This window comes from Clavibacter californiensis (genome assembly GCF_021952865.1).
Lineage (GTDB): Bacteria > Actinomycetota > Actinomycetes > Actinomycetales > Microbacteriaceae > Clavibacter > Clavibacter californiensis.
This window is the reverse complement of sequence record NZ_CP040792.1, coordinates 1,456,145-1,476,613: the sequence shown is the minus strand read 5'-3', so window position 1 is coordinate 1,476,613 and position 20,469 is coordinate 1,456,145. Positions and strand designations below refer to the sequence as shown.

At 73.6% G+C, this 20,469-nt stretch carries 14 protein-coding genes; 4 read left to right on the top strand and 10 right to left on the bottom strand.

Features of this window, described 5'->3' with window-relative positions; genetic code table 11:
* Nucleotides 1–6: 6 nt before the first annotated feature.
* The 5 genes from FGD68_RS07235 to manA all read right to left on the bottom strand — a co-directional run bounded on the left by FGD68_RS07235 (nucleotide 7) and on the right by manA (nucleotide 7,447).
* The gene (locus FGD68_RS07235) at nucleotides 7–1,524 is read right to left on the bottom strand and encodes a DUF5719 family protein (RefSeq protein WP_237609964.1); all 1,518 of its coding nucleotides are present in this window, start codon (nucleotides 1,522–1,524) and stop codon (nucleotides 7–9) included.
* Nucleotides 1,511–4,588, bottom strand: a complete 3,078-nt coding sequence (locus FGD68_RS07230) for a glycosyltransferase family 2 protein (protein WP_237609963.1) — start codon at nucleotides 4,586–4,588, stop codon at nucleotides 1,511–1,513. The genes FGD68_RS07235 and FGD68_RS07230 overlap by 14 nt, the downstream gene beginning before the upstream one ends.
* Nucleotides 4,589–4,681: 93 nt before the next feature.
* Nucleotides 4,682–4,999: a WhiB family transcriptional regulator gene (locus tag FGD68_RS07225; protein ID WP_012298082.1), complete on the bottom strand. Its 318-nt coding sequence runs from the start codon at nucleotides 4,997–4,999 to the stop codon at nucleotides 4,682–4,684.
* Between the two features lie 149 nt (nucleotides 5,000–5,148).
* Nucleotides 5,149–6,117 carry a UDP-glucose 4-epimerase GalE gene (gene galE, locus FGD68_RS07220; RefSeq protein ID WP_119373615.1) on the bottom strand — a complete coding sequence of 323 codons (969 nt, stop codon included), beginning with the start codon at nucleotides 6,115–6,117 and terminating at the stop codon, nucleotides 5,149–5,151.
* Between the two features lie 34 nt (nucleotides 6,118–6,151).
* On the bottom strand, nucleotides 6,152–7,447 hold the full coding sequence (gene manA / locus FGD68_RS07215) for a mannose-6-phosphate isomerase, class I (RefSeq protein ID WP_237609962.1): 1,296 nt from the start codon (nucleotides 7,445–7,447) through the stop codon (nucleotides 6,152–6,154).
* Between the two features lie 165 nt (nucleotides 7,448–7,612).
* Between manA and FGD68_RS07210 the strand changes: the two genes are divergently transcribed.
* The 3 genes from FGD68_RS07210 (at nucleotide 7,613) to FGD68_RS07200 (ending at nucleotide 11,675) form a co-directional block, all read left to right on the top strand.
* Nucleotides 7,613–8,791, top strand: a complete 1,179-nt coding sequence (locus tag FGD68_RS07210) for an acyl-CoA dehydrogenase family protein (protein ID WP_104236357.1) — start codon at nucleotides 7,613–7,615, stop codon at nucleotides 8,789–8,791.
* A 100-nt stretch (nucleotides 8,792–8,891) separates the two neighbouring features.
* The gene (locus FGD68_RS07205; protein ID WP_237609961.1) at nucleotides 8,892–10,334 is read left to right on the top strand and encodes an O-antigen ligase family protein; all 1,443 of its coding nucleotides are present in this window, start codon (nucleotides 8,892–8,894) and stop codon (nucleotides 10,332–10,334) included.
* Nucleotides 10,335–10,382: 48 nt separating this feature from the next.
* Nucleotides 10,383–11,675 (top strand): O-antigen ligase family protein, encoded by a 1,293-nt coding sequence (locus FGD68_RS07200; RefSeq protein ID WP_119373488.1) that lies wholly within the window; start codon nucleotides 10,383–10,385, stop codon nucleotides 11,673–11,675.
* A 27-nt stretch (nucleotides 11,676–11,702) separates the two neighbouring features.
* Here the strand turns inward: FGD68_RS07200 and FGD68_RS07195 are convergent, their stop codons facing one another.
* From FGD68_RS07195 to FGD68_RS07175, 5 genes are all read right to left on the bottom strand, one after another.
* Nucleotides 11,703–12,173: a GtrA family protein gene (locus FGD68_RS07195; protein WP_104236360.1), complete on the bottom strand. Its 471-nt coding sequence runs from the start codon at nucleotides 12,171–12,173 to the stop codon at nucleotides 11,703–11,705.
* A 152-nt stretch (nucleotides 12,174–12,325) separates the two neighbouring features.
* Nucleotides 12,326–14,164 (bottom strand): hypothetical protein, encoded by a 1,839-nt coding sequence (locus FGD68_RS07190; protein ID WP_119373489.1) that lies wholly within the window; start codon nucleotides 14,162–14,164, stop codon nucleotides 12,326–12,328.
* A 139-nt stretch (nucleotides 14,165–14,303) separates the two neighbouring features.
* Entirely contained in the window at nucleotides 14,304–16,319 is a 2,016-nt protein-coding gene (locus tag FGD68_RS07185; protein ID WP_237609960.1) for a glycosyltransferase, read from the bottom strand.
* Nucleotides 16,319–17,482, bottom strand: a complete 1,164-nt coding sequence (gene glf, locus FGD68_RS07180; RefSeq protein ID WP_104236363.1) for a UDP-galactopyranose mutase — start codon at nucleotides 17,480–17,482, stop codon at nucleotides 16,319–16,321. Before glf ends, FGD68_RS07185 begins: the two co-directional genes overlap by 1 nt.
* A 67-nt stretch (nucleotides 17,483–17,549) precedes the next feature.
* Nucleotides 17,550–18,398, bottom strand: coding sequence for a glycosyltransferase (locus FGD68_RS07175; protein ID WP_104236364.1), 849 nt, complete (start codon nucleotides 18,396–18,398; stop codon nucleotides 17,550–17,552).
* Nucleotides 18,399–18,575: 177 nt separating this feature from the next.
* On the opposite strand from FGD68_RS07175, the gene FGD68_RS07170 reads away from it, so the two are divergent.
* On the top strand, nucleotides 18,576–20,435 hold the full coding sequence (locus tag FGD68_RS07170; protein WP_119372228.1) for a hypothetical protein: 1,860 nt from the start codon (nucleotides 18,576–18,578) through the stop codon (nucleotides 20,433–20,435).
* Nucleotides 20,436–20,469 lie beyond the last annotated feature (34 nt).

The window sequence follows — 20,469 nt, the reverse complement described above, 5'->3', positions numbered from 1 at the left end:
CCGGCGTCAGGGGTGGACGCGCAACGGGTCCGCGGCCGGGAGCACCGGCACGACGGGCAGCGCCGCGGATCGCCCGGGCTCGGCGAGGGTCACCGTCGCGGTGAGGCCGGCGGCGCCTTCGAGCAGGTAGGTGCTCCCTGCCTCCACGGCGGCCGAGACCTCGGATCCGGCGGGCACGTCGAGCGAGACGGCCGCCGAGCCGTCGGTCGGGCGCGCCGTGACGGACGTCGCCTGGTCGCCGGCGTTCCGCAGGTGCAGGAGCGGCGCGGGACCCGCGGGCACCGACACGAGCGCGTCGCGCGAGAGCGCCTCCGCCGACGGGAGCCAGGCGAAGTCGGTCGCGCCGCTCTCCGCCGCACCCGAGACGCTGCGCACGGCCGCCGTGACAGGCGCCGAGCTCTGCACGGTGACCGAGTAGCGGCCGTCGGGGAGGGCGGAGACGGGCACGTCGATCGTGCGGCCCGCGTCGGCCTGCAGCGTGAACGTGGTCCCCGTGCCGTCCGTGCCCTCCTCGGGGGCGACGCTGACGCTGACGTCGGCGTCCTCGGATCCGGGGACCACGATGCGCACGGCCGTCACGAGGTCGGGGTCGGCGCCGCCGTCCGATCCGGTCCCGGGGGCGGCCCCGCCCTCGTCGGCGGGGGGCGCGTCCCCGCCGTCGACGGGCGCCACGGGCGCCGCCTGCGAGTCGATGCGGAGGCCGGTCATGGTGAGCGCGGTGGACGGGGCGGCGGCTGGGCCGATCCAGTCGACGCCGCCGGCGAGGAGCCCGCGGACCGTGCTCTGCTCGAGCCGGGCGACGACCTGGCCGCCGCGGCTCTGGACGTGCACGGCCGGGGACGAGAGGTCGGGGGCGAGGCCCGCGAGGCTGAGCACGCGGCGGCCTCCGGCCGGCACGGAGATGCCGCTCGCGCCGGGGGCGCTGACGGCACCCTCCTCGCCCGTGATGGCGAGGTCGACGGTGGAGGAGACGCCGGACAGGTTGTCCAGCACGACGAATGTGGTGCGGCCGGTGGTCGTCGCGCCGCCCACGAGCCACGCGTCGGCGGTGGCCTCGGAGCACGACGTGGCGGCGAGCCCCGCGAGGTCGCCCTCCGTCGCGATCTCGGACGCCGCGCCCGCGAGGTCGGTCGGGGCGTCGTCGACGGCGCCCGCCACGGCGAGGACGGAGGGCGCGCTCGACGCCCCGCCCTGCACCTCGGGGGCCTCGATGCGCGAGGTGCGGACGGCCGGCGCGGCGCCGGTCGACCCGGTCACGGCGGATCCGCTCGTCACGGCGGCGCTCCCCACGGCGACCGCGGTGGTCGATGACGTGGCGTCCGCCGCGGGCGGACGGAGGAGCGAGCCGGGGCAGACGCGCTGCTGGTCGGTCACGACGGGCGTCACGAGCACCGAGGGGGCGCTCGCATCACCCGCGGCGGGCGGGAGCAGCAGCGCGCCGGTCACCACGACCCCGAGCACGGCGACGCCGACGATCCCCGTGGTCACGCGCGTCGCGATGCGCATGGCGTCACGCCTGGCCATCTGTCCTCCTGCGGTCGTCGTCGGTGCCGCGGGGGCGGTCGTCGTCCCGGTCGGCGGACGGCGCGGGCACGACGACGTCGCCCTCCCCGTCGTCGCCGGCGCGGCGCTCCCCCGCCTGTCGGATGTCGCCGAAGGACGCGGCCTCCACGGCCTCGCCGGTCGGCTCGTGGATGTACGCGGGGGTGCCGCGGTCGTCGTGCGCGGGCCGCGGCTCCTCGGCGTCGGCCGGACGCGAGTCGGGGGCGGCGACGGGCTCGCGGTAGGCCGGCAGCGGACGGCTGCCCGCCGCGAGGCCGCCGGTGGGGATCGCCAGGAGCAGGGTGAGCGCGAACACGAGCGCCTGCGCCGCGAGCACGCCCGCGCGCCCCGGATCGTCGAGGTTGCCGGGCGCCGCGACCTGGGCGACGAGGTCGTCGCTGCCCACGAAGCGCCAGAGGAGACCGGCCTCGGTCTGCCCGACGGCCGTGAAGACCGGGTCGTCGTCGAGGGCGGAGCGCGCGCGGTCGTGCACGGCCGCCCCCGCATCGCCCGCCGGCGCCTCGAGGAGCACGTAGCTGATGCCGAGCGCGCGGAGCTCGTCTGTGGCGTCGAGGCCGGAGCGGGAGGAGACGTTGCCCGCCAGCTCGGCGACGCGCGTCTGCGTGTCGGACAGCGGGCCGATGGTCGAGTCGACCGTGGAGACCTGCTCCAGCGTGCGGCCGGCGCCGCGCTCGACGTCGGCGGACAGCGAGCCGTCGTCCGCGGCGCGGAGCACGAGCGTGCCGACGGCGGGATCCGTCGCGGCCTCCGCGACCACGAGGCCGGGGAGCGAGGTGTCGGTGGTGGCGCGCACGGCGGTGGATCCGGCGACAGCGGCCGAGACGAGCGGCAGCGCGAGCACGACCAGGGTCACGGCGGCCACGAGCCCCGGCACGAGCGAGCGGCGGCCGAGCGTCGCGAAGCCGAGCACGAGGGCGCCGGCGAGGCCGAGCCAGAGCAGGCTGAGGCCGGATCCGGGCCAGACCGCGACGACGTCGGATCCCGTCGACTGCACCACGGTCCGCGCGGCGAGCACCGCGGTCGCGAACCCGAGCACCGTGACGCCGAGCGCGAGGGCCGCGCGGTGCGATCCGCGGAGGAAGAGCGCCGCGATCGCGCCCAGCACGAGCGGCGCGACCAGCACCGCGACCACGAGGAGCGGGACGGAGGCGGGGAGGCCGGCGCCCAGGCCGTCGACGAACGCGGACCAGCCGCCGAGGCCAGCGGTCGGGAAGCCCAGCGCGAGGCCGGGCACGTCGGCGGGCGTGAAGCCGGCGGGGACGGCCGGGTCGGCGGCGAGCGCGAGCGGCTGCCCCTGCATCACGCGGTGGACGACGAGGGGCGCGACGAGGGCGAGCAGCGGCACGGGGATCGTGACGAGCCGCCCGGCGCGGCGTCCGGCCCGCACCGTGGCGACGAGCCAGAGCACGAGCACGGCGGGCACGAGCGACGGGGCGGATGCGCCGACGGCGGCCATCAGGATCCCCGCCACGGCGGAGGCGGACCACGAGCGCGGCGCCCGCAGCACCGCGAGCGCGAGCCACGGGAGGAGCAGGTGCGCGAGCAGGGCCGGCAGGCGGCCGTCGCCGAGGGCGACGAGCAGGGTGGGCGCGAGTGTCCAGACGAGGGCCGCGAGCGCGCGCAGCCAGGCGTTCCGCGTGAGCTGGGCGGCGCACAGCCAGGCGGCGAGCGCGGCGAGCGGCAGGGCGGCCACGAACAGGCCGAGGACGGCGAGCGACGGCTCCCACGCGGTGACGCTGCCGAGCACGGCGAGCACGTAGGCGAAGGGGTCGGAGGGGGCGACGGGCCCGGCGCCGGATCCGCGGACCCCGATGCCGACCTGCGCCCACAGCGCGCCGGCGCTCGGGCCGAGCGGCAGGAGCTGGCCGCCGACGAGGGCCGTGCCGGTGAGCCGCGGCAGCCACATGACGGCGGAGAGGAGGAGCGCGGCGAGCACGGTCCATCCGCCGCCGGTCGCGAGGAACTCGACGCCGTCGGTGACGCCCATGTGCTCGACGCGGTACTGCTCCCGGGCCAGGGACCGGCGGCGACGGCCGACCGCGAGGGGCTGGCGGAGCGACGCGATGCTCGACCACGGCGCCGTCCGGCTGGCGGCGAGGCGGCGGCGGCTGGCGCGGATCCGCCCGGGCGCGACGGCCACCCGCACGGCAGCGCCGATCTCGCCCGGCGCGGCGGTGGGCCGCTTGCGGAGCATCTGCAGCAGCGCGCGCAGGATGGCCAGCGGCACGAGCGAGAGCCAGTGGAACGGGACGGCTGCCGGCGGCGCGTAGGAGAGGCGGCGGTGCAGCTGCGCCTGCCTGCGCAGGCGACGGCGCCGGCGACGCGGGGTCCGCTTGCCCAGGAAGGCGGTGCCGGGGGCGGCGTCGCCCGCCGAGGCGACGCGCGCGGCCGGGACGACCACGACGCGGTGGCCGGCGAGTCGTGCGCGGACGCAGAGGTCGAGCGCGTCGTCGATGACGGGCAGCGCGTCGTCGAACCCGCCGAGCTCGTCCCAGAGGCGGTGCCGCACGAGCATGCCGCCCGCGGCGACGCCGAGGACGTCGCTCATGTCGTCGTACTGCGCCTGGTCGAGCTCGACGTCGACGACGGGCACGGCCGCGCCGAGCGTCGTGAGCGTCGTCCCGAGCTCGTGGATGTAGCCGGGGTGGTCCCACTCCATGAGCTTCGGGCCGGCGACGGCGACGCTCGGCGACGCCTCGATCGCGGCGAGCAGGCGCTCGAGCGCATCGGGCGCTGGCGCGTTGTCGGCCGACAGCAGCCAGAGCAGCTCGTGGTCGCCCTCGGGCGCGGGGATCACCCGGACGGCCTGGTCGACGGCCTGTCCGAAGGTCATCCGCGCCGGGGCCTGCACCATGCGCGTGGGGTCGGACGCCGCGAGCAGGGCGGCGGATCCGTCACGGGAGCCGAGGTCGACCGCGACCACCTGATCGGGGCGGCGCGTCTGCGCGGCGAGGGCCTGGAGGGTCCGGTCGAGGAACTGCGCGCCCTCGTGGGCGACGAGGATCGCGGTTACTCGTGGCTGCATGACAGGGGAGACCCTACGTGGTGCGCGGTGGGGATCCGCCGCAGCGGGACGGCGCGCCGGAAGCCGGGGGCCACGTCGGCCCGGACGGCCGGATCAGACCGCGCGCTTGCGGAGCTTGCGGCGCTCGCGCTCGGAGAGGCCGCCCCAGATGCCGAATCGCTCGTCGTTCTCGAGCGCGTACTCCAGGCACTCGCTGCGCACCTCGCACGATCCGCAGATCTTCTTGGCGTCGCGGGTGGATCCGCCCTTCTCGGGGAAGAACGCCTCGGGGTCGGTCTGCGCGCAGAGCGAGTCGGCCTGCCACGCGAGCGGATTGCCGTCGTCGACGCTGCGGACGCCGGGGACCCCGAGTCGGACGGGGTCGACGAACCAGTCGTCGGGGACTCCGGCGTGGTACTCAGGTAGTGCCATGTCACGATCTCCCCACGTGGGCGGGGCGCCCGGCCGGCCCCAGCTCATCGTCATAATTACACCGGTGTAACTCGCTCGCGTCAAGCCGCGGAGCGTAAACCCTCAGCCGCTCCTCGAGGGTTGCGACGCGCCGAGGCTCGCTGCCGGCTCTACGCCGTGACGCCGGCCTGGCGGGCGTCCCACGCGCTCGTGACCATGTCGTCCAGGGAGTGGCGCATGGCCCAGTCGATGTCGCGCGCGGCGAGCTCCCCCGAGGCCACGATGCGCGCCGGGTCGCCGGGGCGGCGGTCGCGCACGTCCGGCTCGAAGTCGATGCCCGTCGCCTGCGCGATGGCCGTCATGATCTCGCGGACGCTCACGCCGGCGCCGCTGCCGAGGCAGTACACGGGCTCGACCGGCTCGCCGGCCTCGAGCCGACGGGCCGCCGCCACGTGCGATGCCGCGAGGTCGACGACGTGGATGTAGTCGCGGACGCACGTGCCGTCCGGCGTCGGGTAGTCCCCGCCGTAGATGAGCGGCGTGCGGCCGTCGAGCAGCGCGTCGAAGACGAGCGGGAAGAGGTTGTGCGGGCTGGTGTCGAAGTAGCCCTCGTCGCCGGATCCCACGACGTTGAAGTAGCGGAGCGACGCGTGGCGGAGGCCCTTCGCGATCCCCTGGTCACGGAGCAGCCACTCGCCGATGAGCTTCGACTCGCCGTAGGGGGACTCGGGGGCCTTGGGCGTGCTCTCGTCGACCAGGTCGACGTCGGGCGTCCCGTACACGGCGGCGGACGACGAGAAGACGATGCTGTCGACGCCCGCGCGCTCCATCTCCTCGAGCAGCACGGCCGTGGCGGTCACGTTCTGCTCGTAGGTGTGCAGCGGGCGCTGGACGGAGACGCCCGCGTACTTGAAGCCGGCCACGTGCACGACGCCGCGGATGTCACCCGATCCGAGGACGCGCGCGAGCAGCTCGCGGTCGAGCACGGATCCCCGATGGAAGGGGACGCCGTCCGGCACGAACGACGCGTGCCCGCTCGAGAGGTCGTCGAGGACGACCGTGTCGATGCCCGCCCGCGCGAACGCCGAGACGATGTGCGAACCGATGTAGCCGGCGCCGCCGGTGACCAACCATGTCATGCGGCAACCCTATCGACGGCGCTCCCGGCCTCGGTCACGCGCCGTCGTCGACGGCGGCCGCGGGCGCCGGGGTCGTCGCGAGGAACGCCTCGCCCTCCCCCGTGACGACGAGCCGGCCCTCGTCGGGCGTGACGAAGACGGCGTCGCCGCGCCGGACCACGACGGACGAGACCTCGCCGCGGATGGTCACCTCGCCGGAGGTGCACAGCACGATGGCCGGCCCGTCGACCTCGACGACGCTCGCGCCGTCGTCCCCCCCGGCCGCGTCGCGCGTGGCCGGGGTGACGTGCGCGAGCAGGAAGTCGGGCACGTCGGGGCGGTACAGCTCGACGCCGGGCGCCGCGGGCTCGGGCTCGAGGTACGGGACGGGCAGCGCCTGGAACTCGAGCACGTCGAGGAGCTCGGGCACGTCCACGTGCTTCGGCGTGAGGCCGCCGCGCAGCACGTTGTCGGAGGCCGCCATGAGCTCGATCCCGAGCCCGTGCAGGTAGGCGTGGATGTTGCCCGCGGGCAGGTAGAGGGCCTCGCCGCGGCGGAGCGTCACGCGGTTGAGGAGGAGCGAGGTGACGATGCCGGGGTCGCCCGGGTACGCCTCCGCCAGCTCGCGCACGGTGCGCATCTCGGTCGAGAACTCGCGGCACTGCCGGTCGGAGGCCAGGCTGGCGAGCAGGGTGACGCGGTCGACGAGGCGGTGCACCTCGGATCCGCCGCCCATCAGGAAGGCGAAGACGTCGCGCAGCACGTCCGCCTCGGGTCCCGTGAGGCGCGACAGCACGGTGCGGATCACGGCCGGGTCCGAGTCGGGACCCGACGCGTCGAGCGTGAGCAGCAGCGTGAAGACGTCGCGCACCTCCGCGAGCGGCCGGAAGCCGCAGAGCGCGTGGAACTCGTCGCTGAGCGCGAAGATCAGCTCGGGCTTGTGCAGCGGGTCCTTGTAGTTGCGGTGCGGCGCGTCGATCGGGACGCCGCGGTCCTCCTCGTCGCGGAAGCCGAGGCGCGCGCGATGCAGGTCCGGGTGGGCCTGCAGCGAGAGCGGGCCGTCCGCGGCGAGCACCTTGAGGAGGAACGGGAGGCCGGGGCCGTCGCCCGGGCGGAGGCCCTGGGCGAGCGGGCCGAGCGTGGTCGCGGGGTCGCTGCTGATCCACCCGGCCAGCGTCGTCGCGCCGCCCGTCGCCGCCGGGTCGACCACGCGCGTGCGCGAGCCGTCGTGCGCACCGAGCCAGAGCTCCGCCTCCGGGCCGCCGGACGCCTCGCGGCCGAGCAGCTCGGCGATGGCGGTGCGGGATCCCCAGGCGTAGTCGCGTGGGGTGTTGGCGAGGGCAGTGAACACGTCGGGATCCTGTCGGGCTTGGCGGCTACCTACAACGCCCGAGGGCGCGCGTCCTGTCCGGACGCGACCAAAGTACCAACCGATGGGGCCGTCGCCTTGACGCCGACCTAGGCTCGGCCGCAGGCGCCCGTCCCCGAGGGCGCCGACGAACCGCAACGGAGCATCGTGTCCCTCACCCCCCTCATCGGCGACTTCTACGGCTACGAGACCCGCCTCGGCGACCGGGAGAAGGAGTCCCTCGCCGACCTCCGCGCCTACCTCGAGGCAGAGGTCAAGCCGCACGTCAACGGGCTCTGGGCCCGCGCCGAGTTCCCGCGCCACGTGGTCGGCGGCCTCGCGGAGCGCGGCCTGTTCGGCATGCCGTTCCCCGAGACGCGCCCGTTCGAGAACTCAGCCGTCTACCGCGGCTGGGCGGCGCTGGAGCTCGGCCGCGTCGACGCGAGCATCGCGACCCTCGTCGGCATGCAGAGCGGGCTCGTGATGGGCAGCGTCGCCGTCGCCGGATCCCCGGAGCAGCGCGCCGAGTGGCTGCCGCGGTTCGCGTCCGGGGAGATCCTCGGCTCCTTCGGCCTCACCGAGCCGCTGTCCGGATCCGACTCCGCCCGCGGCCTCCGCACGGTCGCCACGCGCCGCGGCGACGAATGGAGCATCACGGGATCCAAGCGCTGGATCGGCAACGGCACCATCAGCGACGTCACCGTCATCTGGGCCAAGGACGCCGACGACGGCCAGGTGAAGGGCTTCCTCGTCCCGAATGACTCCCCCGGCTTCCGCGCCACCCGGATCGAGGACAAGCAGGCGCTGCGCATCGTGCAGAACGCGGACATCGAGCTCGACGGCGTCATCGTGCCCGAGCGGAACCGGCTGCAGAACTCGCGCTCGTTCGCCGACACCGCCAAGGTGCTCCGGCTCACGCGCGCGGAGGTGGCGTGGGCCGCCATCGGGATCTCCATCGGCGCGTACGAGGCGGCGGTCGCCTACACGGGCGAGCGGGAGCAGTTCGGCAAGCCGCTCGGCGCGCACCAGCTCATCCAGGACCTCCTCGTCCGCAGCCTCGGCAACATCACGGCGTCGATCGGGCTGGTGACGCGCGCGTCCGAGATGGTCGACGAGGGCACGCAGTCGGACGAGCACTCGGCGCTGGCCAAGGCGTACGCCACCAGCCGGATGCGCGAGACCGTCGCCTGGTGCCGCGAGGCGTTCGGCGGCAACGGCATCGTGCTCGACTACGACGTGGCCCGCTTCTTCGCCGACGCCGAGGCCATCTACTCCTACGAGGGCACCCGCGAGATGAACACGCTCATCGTCGGCCGCGCGATCACGGGGCACGCGGCCTTCGTCTGATGGACAGCCGGGCGCGTGGAGCGCCGGCGTTCGGGGCCCCGGCGCCGCCGCTCACCTCAGGCGGCGGGACCAGGGCCTCGGGCCGGATACCCTGATGGGCATGCCCACCGCCAGCCGCCGAGCCCTCCGGAGCTTCGCGACCTTCGTCCTCGTCACCACGTTCGCCGGTGACATGTGGCGCGACAGCCTCAGCTGGTGGGGCTTCGGGGCGATCGCGCTCGCCGTGCTGGTCACGTGCATCATCCTGCTCACGCGCTCCCGTCCCCTGCCGCGCGTGCGCGTGCTGCCGATCCCGCTGCTCGTGTTCACGGGGATCGCGGTGCTCTCCATCGCGTGGTCGCAGTACCGGCCGGAGTCGGCGCTCGGCGTGCTCATCCAGCTGTCGACGTCCATCGCGGCGCTGACGCTCGTGGCCCTGCTGTCGTGGTCCGAGATCGTGCAGGGCCTCGGACGCGCGTTCCGCATCATCCTCGGGCTGTCGCTCGCCTTCGAGCTGTTCGTCGCCGTCGTGGTGCGCGGGCCGGTCATGCCGTTCTTCACCGACTACGGGCCCCGCGCACCCGCCGCGTTCGCGTGGACCCGCGGGGAGCTCCTCAGCGGCGGCCGGATCCAGGGCGTCGTCGGCAACGCGAACCTGCTCGCCATGGTCGCGCTGCTCGGCCTCATCGTCTTCTCGCTGCAGTACGCGGCGCGCACGGTCCGCCGCCGCGACGCCGGGATCTGGATCCTCGTCGCCCTCCTCACCCTGACCCTCACCGGCAGCTCCACGGTCCTGGTTGCGCTCGTCATGACCGGCATCGTCGCCGGCCTCGCGCTCGTCGCCCGACGCGTCGGCATCCGGGGCCGCCTCGTGCTGGCCGGGGGCGTCGCCGTGGCCGCCGTGGTCGGCGCGGGCGTCGTCGCCACGCGCACGGCCGAGGTGTTCGAGCTCCTCGGCCGGTCCCCCGACCTCACGGGCCGGTTCCAGATCTGGGAGTCCGTGCTGGGCCTCGCGCAGCAGCACCCCGTCGTCGGCTGGGGCTGGATCGGCTACTGGGCGCCCTGGGTGCACCCCTTCCAGGGCCTCGCCGTCCGCAGCGGCGTCACCTACCTGCAGGCCCACGACGCGTACATCGACGTCCTGCTGCAGGTGGGCGCGATCGGCCTCCTGGCCTTCGCCGCGTTCGTCGTCACCACCTACGTGCGCTCCTGGTGGGCCGCGATCGACCGCAGGCAGCACCGCCGCGACCGCGTCGAGCCGTACTCCACCCTCGCGCTGGCGCCGCTGCTGCTCATGACCGCGCTGGTCGTGCAGAGCCTCGCGGAGAGCCGGCTGCTGTACGAGGGCAACTGGCTGCTGCTCGTCGTCATCGCGATCGTCACGAAGTCCGGCATGGTGGCGCGCGAGGACGTCCCGGGACCCGACGATGCGCGTCGCCGTGCGGCACGGCCGGAGACCGCGCCGGTCCCCGCGGTCGCGCCGTCCTACCACGCGGACCCCTCGATCCCCGCGGCCGTACCCTCCGCCGCCGCGCCCGCCGCCGCCGACCCCCGCGTCGCCTGATCCGCGCGGCCGCCCGGTGCCCCGCCGACCGCCCGTGATGGCCGACGCATGACCCGTCCCGCCCGCCTGCCGCTCCCGGAGCGCCTGCCCGACCTGCTCGGGTCGGCGCGCTTCTCCGCCGCGCTCACGCACTGCATCCTCGGCACGGCCGTCCTGTCGCACGCGCTCAGGTCCACCGTGGGGTGGGCCGGCCTCATCGCCATCGTCACCGCGCTCGTGGCCATGGCCGCGGGATCCCTCGCGGCGAAGCGCGGCGACTGGGAGTGGCGGGGCCTCCTGCCCATCTCGCTGCTCGTCCTGGTGGGCTGGTGCGCCGCGACGCTGCTCTGGACGGCGTACCAGCCGGACGCGGTCGGCGGCGTGCTCTACCTCGCGGCGTCCGCGTTCCTCGCGGTGTACGTCGGCGTCGTCCGCGACCTCATCCAGATCGTGCGCGCGGCCGGGGACGTGCTGCGGCTGGTGCTGGTGTCGTCCCTCGCGCTCGAGGTGCTCGCCGGGCTGCTCATCGACGGCCCCATCCCGTTCCTCGGGATCCGCGGCGCCCTCGAGCGCCTCGGCCCCATCCAGGGGCTGCTCGGCGAGCGCAACGCCCTGGGCATCCTGGCCCTGGTCGCGGCCGTGACCTTCGCGGTGGAGCTCATGACCCGGTCCGTCTCGCGCGGCCGCGCCGTCTTCTCGCTGGTCGTCGCGTTCCTCGTGGCGTCGCTCACGCGCTCGTCGGTGATCCTCGGCACGTTCCTCGTGCTCGCCGTCGCCGCCCTCGCGATCCTCGGCCTCCGCCACCTCGCGCGGCAGGCTCGGCCCCTGGCCAACAGCGCGGTCCTCGTGCTCGCCGCAGGTGTCGCGGTGCTGGTCGTGGCCTTCCGCTCCCCCGTGCTGCAGGTGCTGCAGGCGCGGCCCGACTACCTCCAGCGCGTCGCGCTCTGGCGGGAGATGCTGCGCCTCATCGACCTCAACACCATCGAGGGCTGGGGCTTCGTCGGCTTCTGGCGCCGGGACGCGTACCCGTACACGGCCCTCGACCTCGTCAGCCGAGGCGCGCAGGAGACAGGGCGGAACGCCTACCTCGACCTCTACCTGCAGGCCGGGCTCGTCGGGCTCGCGCTGTTCGCGGCGTTCTGCGCCCTCGCGCTCGGCCGGTCCTGGGTGCTGGCGACCACCAAGCGCGGCGTCGGCTACGTCTGGACGGCCCTGGTGCTCGTCGTCCTCGTGGTCGCGTCGCTCGCCGAGAGCGTCACGATCGTGGAGTGGGGCTGGGTCCTGCTCGTGATCTGCGCCGTCAAGGCCGCGCAGGGCCGCAGCTGGCGGCACGGGCTCCCGGAGCAGCACCGACCGGGATGACGGACGGGCCGCGGCCCGTCGTCGGCATCAGCGGACGGCCTCGTCGCGCGGCCGGCGGAACGAGAAGAACTTGTGGCCCGTGTAGGTCGCCACGGTGATCACGATGGTCACGAGGATCTGCGCGACGATCGGCTCCAGGGGCGTGGTCTCGACCACGAGCGGCAGCAGCAGCATGTTGGCGAACAGCGGCACGAGGTTCACCAGCGTGTAGCGGGAGAAGTCCGGGAGCAGGTTGCCGCTCACCCGGAAGACGAGCTTGCGATGCAGGGTGAACGCGATGGGGAGCTGCACCGCCCACGCGATGACGAGCACGAGCGGATACGGGATCGAGTGGCCCCACAGCAGGTAGAAGAGTGCGAACCACGCCGTGCCGAGCACGGTGTTGAAGCCGCCGACCAGCAGGAACGCGACGCGCTCGTCCTTGATCAGCCGGAGCAGGATCCCCGGGGGCGGGGTCTCCTCGCGGGGGCCGTCGACGTCGTGCGCGTGCTGTTCCATGGGCTCTCCTCGCCGCGCCGGGCGCTAGGGCGGGCACCCGGCGGGCCGCGCCGTGGTCGTCCGGTGCGGCCCCACTGTATCCGGTGGCGCATGACCTCCCGCCGGGTGCCCGGGCCGCGCGGACCCGCGCGACCCGACCTGGGTGAGGTGCGTCAGGACGCGGCGCCGACGGGGATGCGCGCGAGCGCCCCCGGACCCATCACCGTGACGGTCGGCGACGACGTGCCCGCGAGCGCGACCAGCCGGTCCCAGGTGGGCACCACACGCGCCTGACCGCCCTGGAGGAGGAACACCGTCGCGGACGTGCTGCCCTTGACGAAGACGGGCCCGGTCACCGTCCGACCGGCGGCGTCGAGGGCGGCGCACGTCGACGGCGCGAGGTCGGTGACGGCGAGACCCGTCGAACCCGGCGATCCCAGGGCGACGACGCTCCCCTGGGAGGCGAGCGACGTGACGCCCGCGCAGCGCACGAGCAGGGACAGGTCGGCCGCCGCACGCGGGTACCCGTCGACCGATGCCGGGGTCACGGTCGCGAACGACCGCCCGAGGCCGAGCTCCGCGGTGACGGCGAAGTCCGGGACGCGGATCTTGCGGTCGAGCCCGTCCACGAGGAAGACGTCAGCGCTGTTCGACGCCTTCGCCAGGGTCCCCGGCTGGAGGGCGGCGTGGCCCGTGGCGTACCGAGCGCCCACCGACGCGCGCATGGTCGCGACGAAGGGCGGACGTCCTCCGTTGAGGCCGAGGACGGCACCCCACGTGGACACGGGGTACTTGGTCCCTCCGCTCAGCAGGTAGGTGACGGGGCTGCCGGGGAGGACGAAGAAGGCGCTCATCTCGCCGGCGTCCGACAGCGCCCGGAGCTGGCGGGGGTCGAGGTTCACGGCGTCGCCGCAGCCGTAGCCGTAGGAGGCGACGAGGTCGCACGACGCGAACCGGTGCCGACGATCCGCCTGCACGAGGGCGACCGCGCCCGACGAGGGGTCGCGCACCAGCGCGGACGCGGGGATGCCGGTGCCCAGCGCGTCGAGGTAGGAGCGCGGCACCGTGCTGATCCCGCCCAGGGCGGAGAGGGACTGGTAGACGCCGAAGTCGGGGACCTGGTGCTTCTGCCCGCCGCTCACCAGGAAGACGGTGTCGTCCGTGGCCGTCTTGACGAAGGAGGACACGGGGCCGTCGCTCGTGCTGCCGAACCAGTCGGTGTACAGGCGCCAGAAGTTGCGGTTGCCGTACGAGGAGCACGAGTCGCCGCTGCCGTAGAGGTTCCGCAGCGCGGCGGCGTTGGGCTGGTACGGCGTGTAGATGTAGAGGCCCGCCGTCGCCTGGTTGCGGATGGTGACCTGCGAGGATCCGCAGTCCGCGTTCGGGTGCCAGAGGATGCGGTTGCTGCGCCCGGCCTGGTAGTTCCAGCGCGTCGGCGTGGACTGGTACACCTTGAACTGGTGCGCCGCGTTGTAGACCTGGTTGAAGAAGCCGTAGTAGAGGGAGTCGCACGCGGCGGTGTCCGGGCAGCCGTAGCCGGTGGCGCTGCGGAACTGGCGGTCGGTCGGCGTGCTGTCGGTGACGAGGCCCTGCTCCTTCTCCAGGAGCACGAGGAGCGCGGCCTGGCTGACCCCGCACGCGCGGCCGACCCAGTAGACGATGTCGGCACCGCTGAGGCGCGACGCCTGGAGGTCCGAGCAGCGGCTGTCGGCCGCGCGCGCGGGCGTACTCTCCACGTAGTTCTTGAGGCACACGTAGCCGGACGCGCAGCTCGGGACGCGCGCCTGCAGGAAGGACCGGATGTCGCCCTGCGACATCGCGTCGCCGTCGTAGAACTTGGCGTCGCTGATGATCATGCCGGGATCGAAGTCGGCGCCGGATGCCGCATGCGCGGGCTCCGCGGATCCTCCGATGGTGCCGGTGCCGACGAGCCCGACCCCGAGCGCGACGGCCCAGACGGCGAGGCAGGCGATCAGCCGCGAGCGTCGGCGTGCGCGCCGGACGTGGTCCACCCCGTTGTCGAACAAATGCGTCCCCCTGCGTCCCCGTGCCGTGAGATGCGATTCTCACACACGAAGGGGCGTCCGCCGCACCGTGGTGCGGATCGGACGCCCCTCGGCGCTCAGCGGATGGCGGAGCCGCGTCCGGCTACTACTTCCGGCGGCCGACCGGAGGCTGGTCGACGCCGAACGTGCGGGCCCAGGTCTCCGGGCTCGTGACCGTGGGCAGGGCCGCGCGGTACGCGGCCTTGAGCTGCGGCCAGCGGGCGAGGATGCGCCAGCGGAGCACGATGCTCGTCCACAGCATGCGGCGGAAGAGCACGGGATCCCGGCGGTGCAGGAGTGCCGCCGACCCCTCCGCGTTGGAGACGAGCACGCTGTCGAAGGAGGGGACGACCCACCAGCGGGCGTCCTCGAACGCCAGGTGCGCCTCCGGCCCGCGCGCCGCGGCCGGGCCGAGCGGGGCGAACGCGTGGCGCGCCACCGTCCGGGCGAGCCACACGACGCGGGCGATGCCCGCCGGGGCTCCGCCCCCGCGCCGACGCTGCGGCTTGTCCGGCGCGACGATCTCGGGCAGGGCGGCGCGGTCCTTGATCGGGACGCCGTCGGTGAATCCCTGCGCCAGCTCGCGGGTGCGGGCGAGGCGCGTCACCATGTCCTCGTGCAGGCTGCGCGGCCCGCGGAGGATGTTCCGGTACGCCTCGTGCCGGGCGGCGAGCGCGAAGTACTGCATCGACACCAGGTGGCGGACGTCCGTGGCGAGGTTGGCCGTGAGGAAACGCCCCCCGCGCTCGTACGGCGAGTGCAGCAGGGCCGCGATGAGGCGGTTGCGCGCGTGGAAGAAGGCCTGCCAGTCCTGCGAGTCGTCCTTGTCGACCCACGAGACGTGCCAGACGGCGGCTCCCGGGAGCGTGACGGTCGGCACGCCGACCTCCTTGGCGCGCAGCGCGTACTCGGCGTCGTCCCACTTGATGAAGACGGGCAGCGACAGGCCGACCTGCTTGATCGTGGAGACGGGGATGAGGCACATCCACCAGCCGTTGTACTCGGCGTCGACGCGGCGGTGCATCCACCTGGTCTGGCGGAGGTTCGACGCGCTGAAGTCGTGGCGCGTGGGCGTGACGGGACCCCACATGAAGTTCCACATGTCGAAGCCCTCGGCATACGCGTGGAGCTTGCTCTTGTCGTACATGTCGAACATGTGGCCGCCGACGATCGTGGGCGTCCTGGCGTAGTCCGCGAACTTCACGGCACGGCGGATGCTCTCCGGCTCGAGCGTGATGTCGTCGTCCATGACGAGGACGTAGTCGCTCGCGCCCTCCTTCAGCGTCTCGTACATGCCGCGGGAGAAGCCGCCCGATCCGCCGAGGTTGGCCTGGTCGATGACGCGGAGCTTCTCGCCGAGCAGCTCCTGCGCACGCGGGAACGCCGGCTGGTCGGCCACCTTCTGGGTGCCCTGGTCGGTGACGTACACGTGGTCGAGGAGCGCCGCGACGTCCGGCTTCTCGCCGATGTCGGTGAGGAGCTTGACGCAGTACTCGGCGCGGTTGAGCGTGGTGATGGCGATGCTCACCGATCCGGCGGCGCCCGCGGTGGGGGCGGATCCGGCCGGGGCGTACCAGCCGGCCTCGACGAGCGCGAAGTCGGCCTCCTCGCCCATCAGGTCGAACCAGTACCAGCCGCCGTCCGCGAAGTACGTGAACGGGAGCTCGAAGCGGGAGGTGGTGGATCCGGTCACGGCCGCGCCGTCGACCTTCTGGATCACGCCGCGCGCGTTCGAGCGGTAGACGATCACCTGGCCCTCGCCGTTCGTCTCGACCTCGAGCACGACGCCGTCGAGCGTGGTGCTCGCGCGCCAGTACGAGGCGGGGAACGCGTTGAAGTAGGTGCCGAACGACACCTTCCTGCGGTGGGGCACCTGGAAGCCGCGGTCGCCGCGGATGGCGCTGATGATGCCCATGTCGCTGAGGCGGACGACGGCGTTGTGCGTGTCCGAGTCGACCACGCGCAGCGGCGAGCGCCGACGCTTCTCGGGCGCGACCGGGATGCTCGTCCAGTAGTCGGCGTCCACGTACAGCGGGACGATGTCCGGGTCGTGCTCGGACGGCAGGATGACGCGCTGGATGAGGTCGAGCCCGGCGGGTGCGCCCGCGACGTCGCCCGCCATCAGGAGGCGTCCTTCGCGAGCACGGGCTTCAGCTTGTTCTCGTACATCGAGAGCGCCGCGCCGATCGCCATGTGCATGTCGAGGTACTGGTAGGTGCCGAGGCGGCCGCCGAAGAAGACGCCCTCCTCCTGCTTGGCGAGCTCGCGGTACTTCAGCAGGCCCGCGCGGTCGGCCGCGGTGTTCACCGGGTAGTACGGCTCGTCCTCGCCCTCGGCGAACCGCGAGTACTCGCGCATGATGACCGTCTTGTCCGCCGGGGCGTCGCGCTCCGGGTGGAAGTGGCGGAACTCGTGGATGCGCGTGAACGGCACGTCGGAGTCGGCGTAGTTCATGACGGGCGTGCCCTGGAAGTCGCCGACCGGGAGCACCTCGCGCTCGAAGTCGAGCGTGCGCCACGACAGCGCGCCCTCCGAGTAGTCGAAGTAGCGGTCGATGGCGCCCGTGTAGACGACGGGGACCTTCCCGACGACCGATGCCCGGTTGACCTCCTGGGTCTCGTCGAAGAAGTCGGTCTCGAGGCGGACCTCGATGTTCGGGTGGTCGGCCATGCGCTCGAGCCACGCGGTGTAGCCCTCGACGGGCAGGCCCTCGTGCGTGTCGTTGAAGTAGCGGTTGTCGTACGTGTAGCGCACGGGCAGGCGGCTGATGACCTCGGCGGGCAGGTCCGTGGGATCCGTCTGCCACTGCTTCGCCGTGTAGTCGCGGATGAACGCCTCGTAGAGCGGGCGCCCGATGAGGGAGATGCCCTTCTCCTCGAGGTTCTTCGCCTCCCCGGCGTCGAGCTCGGACGCCTGCTCGGCGATGAGGTCGCGGGCGGCCTGCGGCCCGTGCGCGGAGCGGAAGAACTGGTTGATGGTGCCCAGGTTGATAGGCAGGGGGAACACCTCTCCCTTGTGCTCCGTGTAGACGCGGTGCACGTAGGGGGTGAAGTCCGTGAAGCGGTTGACGTACTCCCACACGGTCTCGTTCGACGTGTGGAACAGGTGCGCGCCGTAGCGGTGCACCTCGATCCCGGTCTCCGGGTCCTTCTCGCTGTACGCGTTGCCGCCGATGTGGTCGCGGCGGTCGATGACGAGGACCTTGAGGCCCAGCTCCTCGGCGACGCGCTCCGCGATCGTGAGTCCGAAGAAACCGGATCCGACCACTACGAGATCAGGGCTCATGGCACATTCCTTTGCTGGGGTGGCGCCCGACGGGCGCTCGACGGGACTGGTCAAGGGTAACGGGGGATCAGGCGCGGGCCTGCGGGACCGTCCGATCGCGTGTGATCAGGCGACGGTACAGCCCGCGGCGCACGGCCTCGGGGATGAGGCGGTAGCTGCCGCGCACGAGCACGTTGCGCAGGGCCTGCGAGAGGGAGGTGAAGCGGCGACGGCGGAACTCCCGCTGCAGGCGGAGCTCGGCACGCAGCTGGGCGACGCCGCCGCGACGGGCGTACGCGCCCGCGCTCACGCGGTACATGACGAGCGGATCCGGCAGGTTCTCCACGCGGGCGCCCGACTGGATCATGCGCGCGAAGAGGTAGTAGTCCTCCATCAGCCCGAGCGGGAGGTAGCCGCCCGCCCGCTTCACCGCCTGGCGCCGGTACACGACGGTGGGGTGGTTGAACGGGTCGTGGAAGCGCGCGTAGCGGGAGATGGCGTCGGCGCCGACCGGCGGGGTGCGGCGACCGGCGATGGTGCCGACCTCGTCCGCGAACTCGTACATGCCGGTGCCCACCAGGTCGAGGCCGTCGGAGATGAGGGCGAGCTGGCGGGCGAAGCGCTCGGGGAGGCTGATGTCGTCGGCGTCCATCCGGGCGACGACGTCGTGCGCGCAGGCCTCGAGCCCGCGCTCGAGCGCGTAGGCGAGGCCCATGTTGCGCGCGAGCTCGACCGTGACGACGGGGACGGGCGACGCCTCCGCGAGCTCCGCCATGGTGCGGGCGAGCTCGACTGACACGGGGCCGTCGCGGACGACGACGACCTCATCCGGCCGGAGCGTCTGGTCGTCGACGGTGCTGCGGAATGCCCGGCGGAGGAAGTCGGGACGGTCGCCGCGGTACACGGGGAGGAGGAGCGAGAAGGCCTCGGTGGGCATGCGCGTCCCCTCTGCTGCGGCGGCAGCGTCACGTCCGATGGATGTGCGGACCCGGCCGCGGGGCGACGGGGTCGAGCGGCCCAGTTTAGCCGGGGGCGGGAGGGATCGTCCCCGTCCCGCGCCGCCGACGCCCGCGGACCGCGGTCTCGCAGGGGCCGGCTGATAGCATCCACCCCCGTGCCCTCTCCCGTCTCCCCCGCCCGGATCGACCGGAGGACGGCTCCAGGGAACCTGACGTCGGCGCTCGCCGTCGCGCTCGCCGTGCTCCTCTTCCTCGTCACCCAGGTGGGGATGCTCGTGCACCGCACGGGCAGCGTCGTGAGCTCGTTCCGCGACTACTTCGTCTACGACCAGCTGTCGTACCTCTCGATGGTCGTGAACTTCGCCCGCGGCGACTTCGCGTCCGTGGAGCCGTTCACGGAGACCGGCCGCAACACCTACCCGCACCTCTACTACATCGTCCTCGGCGCCTTCGGCCACCTCACCGGACTCGGCCCCGTCGAGTCCTGGAACATCGTCGGGACGGCCCTGCAGGCGTGCCTCGTCGCGGCCATCGGCATCGCGTGCGTCCGCGTCACCGGTCGCGCGTGGACCGGCGTGCTCGGCTTCGCGCCCCTGCTGCTCGGGACGTTCGCGTGGACGCAGGGCCCCGGCCACTGGTTCTGGCAGATGAGCTCGCACGCCGTCCTGTGGGGCCCGTTCGGCGTGCTGTTCACCCTCAACGGCGAGGCCGCTGCCCTCTCCGTGGCGGGCATCGCGTTCCTCGGGGCGCTCGTGCCCTTCCTCCGGGGCTCGTCCCGCCGCGCGCGCCTCGTCGCGATGACCGTCATGGCGGTCGTCGTCGGCGGCCTGCTGAACGTCCACGTCTACTCGTTCCTGGCCGCCGTGTTCCTCTCCTTCTACGTCGTGGCGGCATACGCCGTCCTCGAGCGCCCGCGTCGCCGGCTCCTCGTGCTCTCCGCCGCGCTGGTGCCGGCGTCGCTCGGGCTCGCCGTCGTGGTCGCGGGGACGGTGGGCCCGCTGCCCGCGTTCGTGGTCGGGCTCCTCCCCACCGTGCCGGGCCTCCTCGCCACCATCGGCCGCACCCGCGGCCTCGCGCTCCTCCCGATGGGCGCCGCGCTCGCCGCGACGCTCCCCCAGATCGTCACGACCGTCGTGGCCTCGGCGGCGGGCGACCCGTTCCTCTCCTACCGCGTCGCGTCGAGCAAGGACCTCGGCGTCGACCTCCCGCTCGGGCCGCTCGCCGGTGCCGCGCTCATCGTGCCGCTCGTCGTGATCCTCGTGGCGGGGATCCGCGCCAGGCGCACCATCTGGACCGCGTACGCCGGCGGCGCGATGCTCGCCTGGGCGATCACGTCCACGAACGACCTGTGGCGAGCCAACCAGGAGCCCTACCGGCTCTGGATCGACGGGTTCCTGCTCATCGCGGTGACGATCGTGCCCGTGCTGCTCGACGTGGCGGTGCGCACCCTGCGAGGGCGGAGCGCAGGGGCGGACGCCGACGCCCACGCCGCTGGCGGTGAGGTCGACAGCCCCGCGCCGGCTCCGCGCCGGACCCGCACCCTCGTCGCGGCCTGCACCGTCCTCGTGGTCGCGATCGGCGCCACGAGCGCGCTCGACTGGGGGCGCTTCTTCTCGGCCGGGCGCGAGCTCCCGCAGATCACCTTCGCGGAGCCGCTGGACCGCGCCATCGCGGACGTCACGGCGGGCGCCACGGACGGCTCCATCGTCGCCGGGGCGTGCCTCGATCCGCAGATCGTGAAGATCGACTCGGGACGATCCGTCGCCCACTACAACCTGGGCATGGCATGGCCGGCAGACCGCGACGCCGTCGACGTCGCGCGGTCCGCCCTCGCAGCCGGACGCGTGGACGCGGAGGCGACGGAGCGCGCGGGGATCCGCTGGTACCTCGCCCTCTCCGACTGCGCGGCCGACGCCGATCCGGCCTCCGTGCCGGGCCTCGAGGAGGTCGACCGCGCCGTCTACGACCCGTCCACGGGAGCTGCGGCCGTCCTCTACCGCATCGACATAGGCTGAGCCGACCGACCGGCCCGCCGCCGACCAGGATCCG

What these genes read in the sequence shown, in the direction of transcription:
- FGD68_RS07235 (WP_237609964.1), bottom strand. Translation starts at nt 1,524, where the DNA reads ATGGCCAGGCGTGACGCCATGCGCATCGCGACGCGCGTGACCACGGGG.
- FGD68_RS07230 (WP_237609963.1), bottom strand. Translation starts at nt 4,588, where the DNA reads ATGCAGCCACGAGTAACCGCGATCCTCGTCGCCCACGAGGGCGCGCAG.
- FGD68_RS07225 (WP_012298082.1), bottom strand. Translation starts at nt 4,999, where the DNA reads ATGGCACTACCTGAGTACCACGCCGGAGTCCCCGACGACTGGTTCGTC.
- galE (WP_119373615.1), bottom strand. Translation starts at nt 6,117, where the DNA reads ATGACATGGTTGGTCACCGGCGGCGCCGGCTACATCGGTTCGCACATC.
- FGD68_RS07205 (WP_237609961.1), top strand. Translation starts at nt 8,892, where the DNA reads ATGCCCACCGCCAGCCGCCGAGCCCTCCGGAGCTTCGCGACCTTCGTC.
- FGD68_RS07200 (WP_119373488.1), top strand. Translation starts at nt 10,383, where the DNA reads ATGACCCGTCCCGCCCGCCTGCCGCTCCCGGAGCGCCTGCCCGACCTG.
- FGD68_RS07195 (WP_104236360.1), bottom strand. Translation starts at nt 12,173, where the DNA reads ATGGAACAGCACGCGCACGACGTCGACGGCCCCCGCGAGGAGACCCCG.
- FGD68_RS07185 (WP_237609960.1), bottom strand. Translation starts at nt 16,319, where the DNA reads ATGGCGGGCGACGTCGCGGGCGCACCCGCCGGGCTCGACCTCATCCAG.
- glf (WP_104236363.1), bottom strand. Translation starts at nt 17,482, where the DNA reads ATGAGCCCTGATCTCGTAGTGGTCGGATCCGGTTTCTTCGGACTCACG.
- FGD68_RS07175 (WP_104236364.1), bottom strand. Translation starts at nt 18,398, where the DNA reads ATGCCCACCGAGGCCTTCTCGCTCCTCCTCCCCGTGTACCGCGGCGAC.